The sequence below is a fragment of the Pseudoflavitalea sp. G-6-1-2 genome (assembly GCF_012927185.1).
Classification (GTDB): Bacteria; Bacteroidota; Bacteroidia; order Chitinophagales; family Chitinophagaceae; genus Pseudobacter.
Genome location: NZ_JABBGB010000001.1, coordinates 1,591,040 through 1,603,048 on the forward strand (window position 1 = coordinate 1,591,040; position 12,009 = coordinate 1,603,048).

The 12,009-nt window shown below is 49.2% G+C and carries 10 protein-coding genes; 4 read left to right on the top strand and 6 right to left on the bottom strand.

The genetic code is table 11. The annotated features are described in order from the left end of the window. The first annotated feature begins 2 nt into the window (after positions 1-2). The gene (gene ruvB, locus HHL16_RS06620) at positions 3-1,028 is read left to right on the top strand and encodes a Holliday junction branch migration DNA helicase RuvB (RefSeq protein ID WP_169424339.1); all 1,026 of its coding nucleotides are present in this window, start codon (positions 3-5) and stop codon (positions 1,026-1,028) included. Positions 1,029-1,097: 69 nt separating this feature from the next. Here ruvB and HHL16_RS06625 read toward each other — a convergent pair whose 3' ends face one another. Together HHL16_RS06625 and HHL16_RS06630 are read right to left on the bottom strand one after the other, a co-directional pair. Beyond that, entirely contained in the window at positions 1,098-1,799 is a 702-nt protein-coding gene (locus tag HHL16_RS06625) for a response regulator transcription factor (protein WP_169424340.1), read from the bottom strand. A 147-nt stretch (positions 1,800-1,946) separates the two neighbouring features. Then, positions 1,947-2,357, bottom strand: a complete 411-nt coding sequence (locus HHL16_RS06630; protein WP_169424341.1) for a hypothetical protein — start codon at positions 2,355-2,357, stop codon at positions 1,947-1,949. 125 nt (positions 2,358-2,482) lie between these two features. Here HHL16_RS06630 and HHL16_RS06635 point away from each other — a divergent pair, with 125 nt between their 5' ends. Next, the gene (locus HHL16_RS06635) at positions 2,483-4,042 is read left to right on the top strand and encodes a helicase HerA-like domain-containing protein (RefSeq protein ID WP_169424342.1); all 1,560 of its coding nucleotides are present in this window, start codon (positions 2,483-2,485) and stop codon (positions 4,040-4,042) included. On the opposite strand, the gene HHL16_RS06640 is transcribed toward HHL16_RS06635, so the two are convergent. Both HHL16_RS06640 and HHL16_RS06645 read right to left on the bottom strand, forming a co-directional pair. After that, positions 4,039-5,937 (bottom strand): ATP-dependent DNA helicase RecQ, encoded by a 1,899-nt coding sequence (locus tag HHL16_RS06640; RefSeq protein WP_169424343.1) that lies wholly within the window; start codon positions 5,935-5,937, stop codon positions 4,039-4,041. The two genes, HHL16_RS06635 and HHL16_RS06640, sit on opposite strands and share 4 nt — an antisense overlap. 4 nt (positions 5,938-5,941) lie before the next feature. Next, the gene (locus HHL16_RS06645) at positions 5,942-8,065 is read right to left on the bottom strand and encodes a cation-translocating P-type ATPase (protein ID WP_169424344.1); all 2,124 of its coding nucleotides are present in this window, start codon (positions 8,063-8,065) and stop codon (positions 5,942-5,944) included. 213 nt (positions 8,066-8,278) lie between these two features. On the opposite strand from HHL16_RS06645, the gene tsaE reads away from it, so the two are divergent. Both tsaE and HHL16_RS06655 read left to right on the top strand, forming a co-directional pair. Beyond that, a complete protein-coding gene (tsaE, locus tag HHL16_RS06650; RefSeq protein WP_169424345.1) occupies positions 8,279-8,692 on the top strand; it encodes a tRNA (adenosine(37)-N6)-threonylcarbamoyltransferase complex ATPase subunit type 1 TsaE in 414 nt (137 codons plus the stop codon). Between the two features lie 38 nt (positions 8,693-8,730). After that, on the top strand, positions 8,731-9,945 hold the full coding sequence (locus HHL16_RS06655) for an alanine dehydrogenase (protein WP_169424346.1): 1,215 nt from the start codon (positions 8,731-8,733) through the stop codon (positions 9,943-9,945). Positions 9,946-10,439: 494 nt separating this feature from the next. Here HHL16_RS06655 and HHL16_RS06660 read toward each other — a convergent pair whose 3' ends face one another. Both HHL16_RS06660 and lpxA read right to left on the bottom strand, forming a co-directional pair. After that, the gene (locus HHL16_RS06660; RefSeq protein WP_169424347.1) at positions 10,440-11,066 is read right to left on the bottom strand and encodes an ATP-binding cassette domain-containing protein; all 627 of its coding nucleotides are present in this window, start codon (positions 11,064-11,066) and stop codon (positions 10,440-10,442) included. Beyond that, the gene (lpxA, locus tag HHL16_RS06665; RefSeq protein ID WP_346766826.1) at positions 11,047-11,967 is read right to left on the bottom strand and encodes an acyl-ACP--UDP-N-acetylglucosamine O-acyltransferase; all 921 of its coding nucleotides are present in this window, start codon (positions 11,965-11,967) and stop codon (positions 11,047-11,049) included. The genes HHL16_RS06660 and lpxA overlap by 20 nt, the downstream gene beginning before the upstream one ends. Positions 11,968-12,009: the final 42 nt, after the last annotated feature.

A 12,009-nucleotide genomic window follows, 5' to 3' on the forward strand; every position in this document is an offset into this window, starting at 1 on the left:
AAATGGCCAATCCAAACTTAAATACAGAGAAGGGCCCGCAAAGTGCGGCGGACAAGGAGTTTGAAAATAATATCAGACCCAGGGAGATACTCGATTTTGCGGGACAGAACCAGATCATCGATAACCTCAAGATCTTCATCAAAGCGGCAAAGCTGCGTGGTGAAGCGCTGGATCATATCCTTTTTCATGGTCCTCCCGGATTAGGTAAAACCACGCTGAGCCGCATTGTGGCCAATGAACTGGGTGTGCAGATCAAAGAAACTTCCGGTCCGGTGATAGAGAAACCGGGTGATCTGGCAGGATTGCTCACCAATCTCGAAGCGCACGATGTATTGTTCATCGATGAGATCCATCGGTTGAGTACCGTGGTAGAAGAATATCTCTATGCCGCGATGGAAGATTACCGGTTGGATATCATGATCGACAGCGGTCCCAATGCACGCAGCATTCAGATCAATCTGAATCCTTTTACGCTGATTGGCGCAACCACGCGCAGCGGTTTGCTCACAGCTCCGTTATTGTCGCGCTTCGGCATCAAATCGCGACTCGAATATTACAATGCAGATACCCTGAAAGCGATCGTGCTTCGCTCCTCAGGCATACTCAATACAAAGATCACTTCCGACGCGGCAGGTGAGATTGCCAGAAGAAGCCGCGGTACGCCGCGGATCGCAAACGGATTGCTTCGCCGCGTGCGCGATTTTGCACAGGTGCTCGGCAATGGAGTGATCGATCTCGGCATTACCCAGCACGCACTGAAAGCGCTGAATGTAGACGAACACGGACTCGATGAAATGGATAACCGCATTCTGTTGACCATCATCGAAAAATTCAAAGGTGGGCCTGTAGGCATCACTACCATTGCAACGGCAGTAGGTGAAGAAACAGGAACGCTGGAAGAAGTGTACGAGCCGTTCCTCATTCAGGAAGGTTTCATCAAACGCACGCCCCGCGGGCGCGAAGCCACTCCTAAAGCATATACGCATCTGGGCAAGGACATCAAGAATGGTCCTACCATGTTGTTCTGATAAGCTATCGCATAAAAGAGAATGGCGACTGAAACTTCAGTCGCCATTCTCTTTATGTATAAGTGAGTGTTAAGCTACAGGAACAACCAGTCTGAAACCATTGCCGTGAATGTTCACGATCTCGATGGTATCATCTTCTTTCAGGTACTTTCTCAGCTTGGCAATGTACACGTCCATGCTTCGGCCGTTGAAGTAAGTATCGCTGCCCCAGATCTTCTTGAGCGCCTGCTCTCTTGGAAGCAGATCGTTCATATGTTCTGCCAGCATTTTCAGCAGTTCATTCTCTTTGGGAGAAAGAGTCTGCATTTTGCCTGCATGGCTGAGCTCGCGCAGTTTGGGATTGAAGTGGTAGCTGGCGAGATCGTATTCTTTGTTCTCCTGCTCTTTGCTCACCTCTTCGTTGCGTTTGAGGATGGCTTTGATTTTGAGCAGCAGTACTTCGCTGTCGAATGGTTTGGTGATATAATCATCTGCACCCAGTTTGTAGCCCTGGATGATATCTTCCTTCATTGTTTTTGCGCTGAGGAAGAAGAGAGGAATATCAGGATCTACGTCGCGGATCTCTTCTGCGAGCGTGAAGCCATCCATATGTGGCATCATGATGTCGAGCAGACAGAGATCGAATTTTTCACGCTGGAAGGCGGCCAGTCCGAGGCGACCGTCCCTTTCAAGTGTTACGTCAAAATCGTTCAGTTCGAGGTAATTCTTCAACACACTGCCCAGGTTCGTATCGTCTTCACATAACAATATTTTCGGTTTCTTTCCTTCCATTGTTGGTAGATTTAGTTCGTATAAAGTGTAAATAAAATTAATTCATTTACCAGTTCCGGCAAGTGCCGTGTAATATTTTGTTAATAATGAATGAAATGCCCCGGTACAGCTGAATGGCCATACCGGGGCAGGTATGTTTGAATGATCTTATTTTTTGGTAACGGAGAATGAGCCGGGATCCGCTGATGGCTGTGTGGTTGATTTGATCACGCCATTCGCCATTTTTGTATTGTTCTCCGTGAGAGTGGCTGTGCAGGCCATTTTTTCGAGCCCTTTCATGAAGTCGAAGCTCACTTCAACCGATGCCTCGTCCTTGGCCCATTTTCCTGTGAAGGTAAACGGAGTGGGGGCGCCGGGCTTCACAAAAACCAGTTCCACTTCGTTCTTTTCTTCCTTGAACTCGATAGTTACTCCATACTTTATCTGTTCGAGGGTTGCCTCGCCCTGCCATTGTGTATTGGCAAGATTGAAAGGCGCCGCATCTTTGCTCTTCTTGCAGGAAAACAACATCACGGTGCAGATAAGGGCTGCCAGCGGTAAGGCGAATAGTGGCTTCATGATCTTGATTTGTATTGGTCAAATTTAGGTATTGATCCGTAAAATTCCCCCTCCGTTGCATCATGGGCAGGCAGGCTATTGAAATGTACACATTTTCAGTAACTTTCGCAGATCAAAATTCTACTATGGCAGACCAGAATGCTTTTCTTCAATTGGTAAAAGACGGCTATACTTTCAAAGGCGAATCATTTTTGATCGGCGGTGCCATGCTCGATGGCAATGTGCTGCCGGAGGGAGCAATCAGGCTTCCGCTCAAAACAATGAACAGGCACGGACTGATTGCAGGAGCTACCGGTACCGGTAAAACGAAAACCCTGCAAGTGCTGGCCGAAGGCCTCAGTGATGCAAGTGTACCCGTATTGCTCATGGATATCAAAGGCGATCTCAGCGGCATTGCCGAACCCGGCACTGAAAACGATAAGATCAAAGACCGTATGGGCAAGATCGGCGGTACGTGGACTGCCTCCGGATTCCCCGTTGAACTGATGACGCTCAGCAACGAAAAAGGTGTTCGCCTCCGGGCAACAGTGAGTGAGTTCGGTCCCATCCTCCTCTCAAAGATTCTCGATCTCAACGATACGCAGCAAGGCCTCGTAGCCATGATCTTCAAATACTGCGACGACAACAAAATGCCCTTGCTCGATCTCAAAGATTTCACCAAGGTATTGCAGTACATCAGCAACGAAGGCAAGGCCGATATCGAAAAAGATTATGGCAAGATCGCAACCACCAGCACCGGAACCATCCTGCGTAAAGTGATAGAACTGCAACAGCAGGGAGCCGATGTATTCTTCGGCGAGCCCAGCTTTGAAGTGGACGATCTCATGCGCATCTCCGACGATGGCCGTGGCATGATCAGCGTGCTTCGTGTAACCGATATGCAGAATCGTCCGAAGCTCTTCTCTACTTTCATGTTGCAGATGCTCGCAGAGCTGTACGCAACACTGCCCGAAGCAGGTGACCTCGATAAACCGAAACTGGTGATGTTCATCGATGAAGCACACCTGGTTTTTCAGGAAGCAACGGAAGCATTGCTGCAGCAGATCGAAACAGTGATCAAGCTGATCCGTTCTAAAGGTGTAGGCATTTTCTTCTGTACACAAAATCCGCAGGATGTACCTGCCAGTGTACTGAGCCAGCTCGGATTGAAAGTGCAGCACGCCCTGCGTGCCTTTACAGCAGCGGATCGCAAGACCATCAAACAAGCCGCACAGAACTATCCTGAAACAACTTTCTATAAAACGGAAGACCTGCTCACGCAGCTCGGTATCGGCGAAGCGCTGATCACCATGCTGAACGAAAAAGGTATCCCTACTCCATTGGTGCACACCATGCTGGTGTCTCCGCGAAGCCGCATGGATGTTCTCTCCGATAGTGAGATCGACGGATTTGTTGCCAAATCGAAACTGGTAAAGAAATACGCCGAAACAGAAGATGCAGAAAGCGCTTACGAAATTCTCACAGCCAAACTCGAAGACGCTGCTAAGAAAGCAGAGGCTGAGGACGAAGAAAAAGCAGCGAAGAAAAGTACCAAAGAAGAAAAATCTACTATCGAAAAAGTATTGGATAGCGGCGCTTCCAAACAATTCATGCGCACCGTTGCAGGTGGACTCGGCAGAGCACTGCTCGGAGTGCTTGGTGTGGGAGGAAGAAGCAGCAAAAAGAAAAGCAGTGGCTGGTTTTAATTCCGGTCGCTGATCTCTCCTTTTTCGTTCACCTTAATTTTTTGTTCAGATTGCAGGAAGGTAATTGCTTCCTGCAATTTGTGTTTTTGGAGGTTGGTGAGCGACTGCATGAGTGTTTCAACAGTTACTGTTTTTTGTTTGCGGATCTGTTGATGCACCAGTGCCAATTCTTCCGGAGTAAGTGGTTGTTTTCTTTTTTCGAGACAGATATCGCATACGCCGCATGAGGTGGCGTTTGCATCTCCGAAGTACTGTGCAATCTGCTGGCTGCGGCACTGATCTTTTTCTGCCAGATAGTGCAGCAGGGTTTTTATTCTCGACTCGTAGAGTTGTTTCCTTTTCTGATAGTGTGCGGTATCGATGCGCAGTTCTTCAACGCGCACCCTGTTGTGGCGCAGATAGAGCTGTGGCGTATCTTTCTGCGGAATGTATTCGATGATAGCGTATCCATGCAGCTGCCGCAGTTGCAGTTTCACTGTTTCTGCATCTGATCGCATGAGATAGGCGATATTCTTTTCCGAAATGGGAACAGGCACATCGAAAATGCCTTCGTAAGTGCGAAGCAAAGTCTGAACGATGGGCTCCAGTTGCGGATAGGTTTCCTGAAAATCGTAGAGCCATTCTTTGCCGGTGATGAAAGTTACGGAGGCCGGAATGAAAACCTGTTCGTTGTAATTCATCCATCCTTCCTGCTCCATGGCTTTCAGCGCGTAGGTGGCGAGACGTGGTTCCGGATGGAACTTTGCGATGAGATCATTCAGCTCAAAGTCGTAGTAGTTGCCACTTCCAAGGCCATTGGGCACCTGGAGGTAGTTCATCACATCGCTGTAGATTTTTTTGATGTCGTCGGTGCCGGGGAACCGGATATCGGGCAATGCGCGCAGTTCTTCAGCATCGGTGTGATCGCTGAGCAATACGGCGTAGGATCGTTTGCCGTCGCGGCCTGCGCGGCCTGCTTCCTGATAATAGTTTTCCATGCAGTCCGGAGGATCGGCATGTATCACCACGCGTACATCGGGTTTGTCGATGCCCATACCGAAGGCATTGGTGCAGACGATGCAGCGGGTCTCGTTCTTTATCCAGGCTTCCTGGCGGCGATTGCGTTCCTCGCGTGTGAGGCCGGCATGGTAACATGCAGACTGAATGCCGTACATATTCAGCTGATCACTGAGTTGTTTGGTGCGCTTGCGGCTGCGGCAATAGATGATGCTGCTGCCGGGAACTTTATCCAGTATCTCGCGGATCTTGTTCACTTTGCTGTCCACTTCAAACACGCTGTAGCTGAGATTGGGGCGTTCGAAAGATGTTCTGAAGATATTCCTTCCGGAGAACTGAAGCTTCTCGCAGATGTCCTCCTGCACTTCGGGCGTTGCAGAAGCGGTGAGTGCGAGAATGGGAACATCACCCACTTCGTCGCGAAGCGCTGCGATCTTCAGGTACGATGGCCGGAAATCGTAGCCCCACTGCGAAATACAGTGTGCTTCGTCTACTGCAATGAGGCAGAGATCGAGGCCGGGGAGATATTCTTTGAAGAGCGTTGTTTCAAGTCGTTCAGGTGATACGTAGAGAAATTTGCAGTTGCTTTCTGTGGCTACTTTGAGAATGTTGATCACTTGTTTGCGCGTCATGCCAGAGTCGATGGCATAAGCTGTGATGCCTTTCTTTCGCAGGTTCTCCACCTGATCTTTCATCAACGCAATGAGCGGACTTACTACCAGACAGAGCCCTTCCATTATCAGTGTGGGCAATTGAAAACAAAGTGATTTTCCGCCGCCGGTGGGAAGTATTGCGAGTGTGTCTTCCCGGTCGAGCACGGAATGGATGATGGCTTCCTGCATGGGGCGGAAGCCATCGTGTTTCCAATATTCTTTGAGTAATGAATGGATGCTGCTCATTGGGTTACACCACTTTCTTTACGAACAATCTGCCTGAGTTGATGGCGAGCACTACATCGCTCAGTCCCATCACCAACGCTCCAAAGGTAGGGGTCAGCAGGCCAAATGCCGCAACAGGGATCGCCACAATATTGTAAGCGAATGCCCAGAAAAGGTTTTGCTGAATGGTTTTGTAAGTATGTTTTCCCAGTCCGAGTGAGAGCGGGAGGTTTTTGATGCCGTTATCCATCAGCACTACATCGGCAGTCTGCACGGCAATCTGCGATGCGGCGCTGAGCGAAATGCCTACGGTTGCTTTGGCAAGAGCCGGTGCGTCGTTGATGCCATCACCCACCATGGCTGTGGGGCCTTTGAGGGTGAGGTTCTCTACTACTTCGAGTTTCTGTTGCGGTGTTTGTTCGGCAATCACTTCGTCGATGCCGAGGAAATCGGCGAGTTGTTTGCATTTATCGAAACGGTCGCCACTCAGCAGAATGGTGCGGATATTCCGTTGACGGAGGTATTGCACTACGGGCATGGCTTCGGGGCGTACTTCATCTTTTACATCTATCCATCCGATCAGCTGATCGTTTTTGAGGATGTACACGTTGTGATTGGCATCGTTGGTATATGCCTGTGCAATTTTGTATGATCCTGCGAAAAAGGTGTCGCCCTCCTTTGTGATGGCTTTCATGCCAAGGCCTTTCTCTTCTTCGATCTTCGCAAACTGGATGGCTTTGTTCTGTTTCCATTCCTGCGCTATGCATTGCGCAATGGGATGGTTGGAGTATTTCTCCATCGAGAATACCAGTTGTTTGAAAGTTTCTTCGGAATATTCATTGGAGAGTATTTCAAAAGAAGCCAATGCAAATTTGCCGGTAGTGAGCGTGCCTGTTTTATCGAACACCACCTGTTGGATATTCTTGAATGTTTCGAGGCTGTGTGCATTGCGGAAGAGCACGCCGTTGCGCGCTGCTCTGCCGAGACCCACCGCAATGGCAGCCGGAGTGGCCAGTCCCATGGCGCAAGGGCAGGCAATTACAAGGACCGCGATGCTTCGCATGAGCGCCGCCGTGAAATCGTGGAGTATGATCCAGTTGGCGATCAGTGTAATTGCTGCTATGCCCAGCACAATCGGGACAAAGATGGCGCTGATCTTATCCGCCAGTTGCTGCACAGGAGGCTTCTCGCTCTGCGCACGCTTCACCAGATTGATGATATTGGAAAGCACTGAATTGCCGGCTTCCGCTGTCACGTACACTTTCACGGTTCCTTCAACGAGCAGACTTCCTCCGATCAGATGCTCTTTTTGTTTTTTATGTATCGGAAGACTTTCGCCGGTGATGATCGACTCATCGATAGTTGCATCGCCCCAGAGGATCTTGCAATCTGCAGGAACCTGTTCACCGTTTTTGATCAGCAACAGATCACCTACTTTGAGTGCAGTATTTTCAACGGGGAAGATATGTTCGTTGTGTTCATCGTCGTATGCGATCATATTGGCCATCACTTTCTGAGAGCTGGCCAGCTTGTTCAGCGATTTCTGTGTGCTCTGAATGCTGCTGTCTTCGAGGTAATTGCCGAGGAACACGAGGGTGATCACTGAGGCAGCAGTTTCGAAGAAGAGGTATCCTTCTCCCAGTCCGAATATGGCGCCCGCGAGGCTGTACACGAATGCAGCCGTTGCACCGATGGCCACCAGCACATTCATATTGGGCAGTCCGTTGCGGATGCTTTTGATGGCGCTTCTTCCAAAGAAATCCATTCCTACGATGAATACAGGAAGGCATAGTGCGAGCTGAATCCAGGGGTTCATCAGCCAGTGGATATGGATCCACTTATCGAACATATGCAGCATCAGGGGAATGGTAAAAATGAGACAGAAAAGGAAGCGCTGCTTATGGTTTTTGAAGATCCTTTGGGGAGATGGGGCCATGGTGGCATCGCCGGTATCTACTGTGTAGCCCAGTGATTCGATGCCTTTGCGCAATTCTTCTTTTTTATTCTGACCGTTGATCAGGAAGCTGACATCGCCACCTGCAAGATTTACTTTTACATCCTGCAATCCTTTCTTTTCGAGATACTGCCTGATGGTTAGAACGCAGCTGGAGCAGTCCATCCCATCTACTTTCCAATTCACTGTTTCCATTGCTTAGAGTTTAATTTCTGCTGAACGATATGCAAAATTACCGATCATGCTGCGGAGGGCCTTATAAGTAAACGCCTTTTATCGCTTCAGGGTTGCAAAATCGGAGGTTATTATCGCTGCAATGTTGCAAATAAGCAGCATGAAATGTCCGAATCGGTGCGGGCACAGGGTTTAACCCAGAAAATCGCTCAGAGCCTTGTATATTTGTGCTTTATGCAACTATCATTTACCCTGGATACCATCAAAGAAGCGGCGGCCACTTTCTGGCAGCAGCTGGGCGACCGTAAAGTGGTTGCGTTACATGGACAAATGGGAGCGGGGAAAACCACTTTTGTGCATGCGCTCTGTGATGCTAAAGGAGTTACCAGCACGGTGGGGAGCCCTACGTTTTCCATCATCAATGAATATGCCTATCCGGGTGGACAGCTCTACCACATTGACCTCTACAGGTTGAAAGATGAGGAAGAAGCCATCCGCACGGGCGTGGAAGACTGCCTGTATTCGGGCAGTATCTGTTTTGTGGAGTGGCCCGAAAGGGCGGAAGGCATCTTCCCGGATGATACGTTGAAGTTGCATATCTCCGCAACCGGACCGGAAACACGGCTCCTCCTGATAGATGAGAAATAAGTATATTTGATGCAGCTGCCAATCAGAAAATAATCTTCATGTCCCAGCAACGACCGTTTATCAGCACCTCTTTCAGCTATGAAACATTAGAAGAAAAGCTTGATGTAAAACCCAAGGGGGCTAAGCTTCATATTGGTATTCCCAAAGAAACCGCTTTTCAGGAGAACAGAATTGCATTGACTCCCGATGCCGTGGGAGTGCTGATCAGCAATGGGCATGATGTGGTGATCGAACACAATGCCGGTGAGGCATCGCATTTCCGCGATCGCGATTACAGCGAAGCCGGTGCACGCATCGTGTACGACAAAGCAGAAGTATTCAAGGCGCCCATTCTCGTAAAGAGTGCGCCGATTGTTGAAGAAGATATTCCCTACCTGCAGTTCAATCAGGTGATCATATCCCCCATACATCTTTCTGCCATGAAAGCAGAGCTGCTGCAGAAGATGATGGATAAACGCATTACCGCCATTTCGTTCGAGAACCTGAAAGACGATAGTGATAGCCTGCCCATCGTTCGCAGCATGAGCGAGATTGCAGGCAGTGCCGTGATGCTGATTGCAGGGCAATACCTCAGCTCCGCCAATCATGGGAAAGGAGTGTTGCTGGGTGGCATTTCGGGTATTCCTCCTACCAAAGTAATTATTCTGGGAGCCGGCATCGTAGGCGAGTTTGCGGCACGTGCTGCACTTGCACTCGGCGCTTCCGTGAAAGTGTTCGACAGCAGTGTGTATCGTTTGAAGAGACTGCAGAACAATATCGGTCAGCGTATGTGGACCTCAGTAATTGAGCCACGCATTCTGGCCAAGCAACTCAAGACCTGCGAAGTAGCTGTTGGAGCGCTGGCATCCACTTCGGGCCGCACCCCTGTGGTGGTTACCGAAGAAATGGTGAGCAATATGCGCCCCGGCAGTGTGATCATCGATGTGAGTATCGACAGAGGCGGTTGTTTTGAAACATCAGAAATTACCAGTCATGAACAGCCGATATTTATGAAGTACGGCGTGATCCATTACTGTGTACCCAATATTCCTTCCGGATTTGCCCGCACGGCTTCGCAGGCCATCAGCAATGTACTGATGCCGCTGTTGCTCGAAGCCGGAGAAGAAGGCGGCTTCGAAAATCTTGTATGGCACAAAGTGCATCTGCGAAGCGGCATCTACATCTTCAAGGGCGCACTCACAAATTTCCACCTGAGCCAGCGGTTCGATCTCAAGTATACAGATCTGAACCTGCTGATAGCAAGTCAGCGGTAAAATATCTATTCAAAGCATTGGTTTCTCCGCTATGGCGTGCAGGATCATGTGAATACGCCGCCAAATATGCCGGGCAGAGTTGTGTTTCCGATGGGCTGTAATCTCATGGGATTGAGCGCCGGCAATACTCTTCAGCTTTCGTGCAACATATTTGAAGGTCGTATTCACATGATCCTGCACGCCCGATCCCCGGATGTTCAGCATTCATGTACACCACATAATTCAATGATGATTACCCGATCGCAGGAGAGCACACTTGTATAATCAGTGACATGGCTGCAACGGGACAGGCTAAACCGGCCTTCAAATATGTTGCGCAAAAGCAGGGCATTTTTACTGTTGCTTAATCCTTTTTCCCAAAAGTTCATCGGAGATACAACTCTGCCCGGCATATTTGACTGCCGTGTTTCGCCTGTCCCGTTGCAGCCACAAAACTGAAACAGACAAAACGATGAACCGAAAACCTGCGATAGTAGTCAGTAATAAAACAATAACTATTTCTTGTAATCGAGGATACTGAGCCTGTGTTCGCAGAAGCTGTATTCCTGTGTGTCGTTGGAGCTGACGATGAAGGTTCGGCCTTTGCCGTATTCTGCAATGAGACGCTGATACAGCGCTATGCCTTCGGCATCGAGGTTGGTGCAGGGTTCATCGAGCAAAATGCAATCTACGTGGGAGAAGATGGCCTGTGCGAGCTTTACGCGTTGCTTCATGCCACTGCTGTAAAAACGGATCTGCTTATCGGCGGCTTTGCTGAGCCCAACTGTTTCGATGATCTGAGGAATAGTGATGGAAGAAAGCAAAGGTTTGAACTGCTGATGGAAATGCAGGAACTCGGTTACTGTCATTTCTTCGATCAGTTCGAGATAGGGTGCGGCGATTGAGATATGGCGGAATGCAAAATCAGGTTCTACCTTGCGGGCAGGGGCATCGATGGAGTAAGTGGCTTCGCCTTCACTCAGCGCAAGAGCGCCACCGATGGCCTGCAATAAGGTGCTTTTCCCCGATCCGTTGGGACCAGTGATGGCATATGAGCTGCCTTCAAGAAAGGTGTAATCTACTTTTCGAAAAATCCATTCGTGGTTGAAACGCTTGCCTGCATTAGTCAGCGATATCTTCATCCACACTGTTTTTAGTAGCGCGTTTAATGATACCACGTCCACTTTCGCGGATGAAGGTTACAATTTCATCGCGTTCGTCGGTGGCAGGGAATTCTTCTTCCAGGAATTCGAGCGCCTGTGAAGTGTTCATGCCTTTGTTGTAGATAACGCGATAGATATCGAGCAGGTGATTGATCTTATCGATAGTGAAACCTCTGCGTTTGAGACCTACAGAGTTTACGCCGGAATAGCTGAGGGGCTGACGTGCCGCTTTGATGAAAGGAGGAACATCTTTGCTCACCAGTGAACCACCACTGATGAAAGAATGTGATCCGATCTTCACGAACTGGTGAACAGCGCACATGCCACCGAGGATAGCCCAGTCGCCGATCTCAACGTGGCCTGCAATCTGAGAGTTGTTGCTCATGATGCAGTTGTCGCCGATATAACAGTCGTGTGCGATATGGCTGTATGCCTGAATGAGACAGTTCTTGCCTACTCTGGTAGTGCCTCTGTCTTTTGTTCCGCGGTTGATGGTCACGAATTCGCGGATGGTAGTATTGTCTCCGATTTCCGCAGTAGTGTCTTCACCACCGAATTTCAGATCCTGAGGGATCGCAGAAATTACGGCGCCGGGAAAGATCCGGCAGTTTTTTCCAATGCGGGCCCCTTCCATGATGGTTACATTACTGCCAATCCACGTGCCTTCTCCGATCTCCACGTTTTGGTGGATCACGGTGAAAGGATCAACTTTCACGTTGGTAGCCAGCTTTGCATTGGGGTGAATGTACGTATGCGGATGAATCATCTGATTTAAGTTCTTAAGTGTTGTTGTTACAGGCAACGGGTTCATAGTATTGAATTCGACCCCATCCCCGTTGGGGCTCTGGTGATCTGTCCCGGTAAGCGGGTTTTTTTTCACAGTTTGGCGTTTGATACTCAATTGATCAGCTAAAAGAGTTAA

Bases quoted from the DNA above. Each gene is read 5' to 3' on its own strand.
- HHL16_RS06625 (WP_169424340.1), bottom strand. From the start codon at position 1,799: ATGGAAGGAAAGAAACCGAAAATATTGTTATGTGAAGACGATACGAAC.
- HHL16_RS06655 (WP_169424346.1), top strand. From the start codon at position 8,731: ATGTCCCAGCAACGACCGTTTATCAGCACCTCTTTCAGCTATGAAACA.
- HHL16_RS06630 (WP_169424341.1), bottom strand. From the start codon at position 2,357: ATGAAGCCACTATTCGCCTTACCGCTGGCAGCCCTTATCTGCACCGTG.
- HHL16_RS06640 (WP_169424343.1), bottom strand. From the start codon at position 5,937: ATGAGCAGCATCCATTCATTACTCAAAGAATATTGGAAACACGATGGC.
- ruvB (WP_169424339.1), top strand. From the start codon at position 3: ATGGCCAATCCAAACTTAAATACAGAGAAGGGCCCGCAAAGTGCGGCG.
- tsaE (WP_169424345.1), top strand. From the start codon at position 8,279: ATGCAACTATCATTTACCCTGGATACCATCAAAGAAGCGGCGGCCACT.
- HHL16_RS06635 (WP_169424342.1), top strand. From the start codon at position 2,483: ATGGCAGACCAGAATGCTTTTCTTCAATTGGTAAAAGACGGCTATACT.
- HHL16_RS06645 (WP_169424344.1), bottom strand. From the start codon at position 8,065: ATGGAAACAGTGAATTGGAAAGTAGATGGGATGGACTGCTCCAGCTGC.
- HHL16_RS06660 (WP_169424347.1), bottom strand. From the start codon at position 11,066: ATGAAGATATCGCTGACTAATGCAGGCAAGCGTTTCAACCACGAATGG.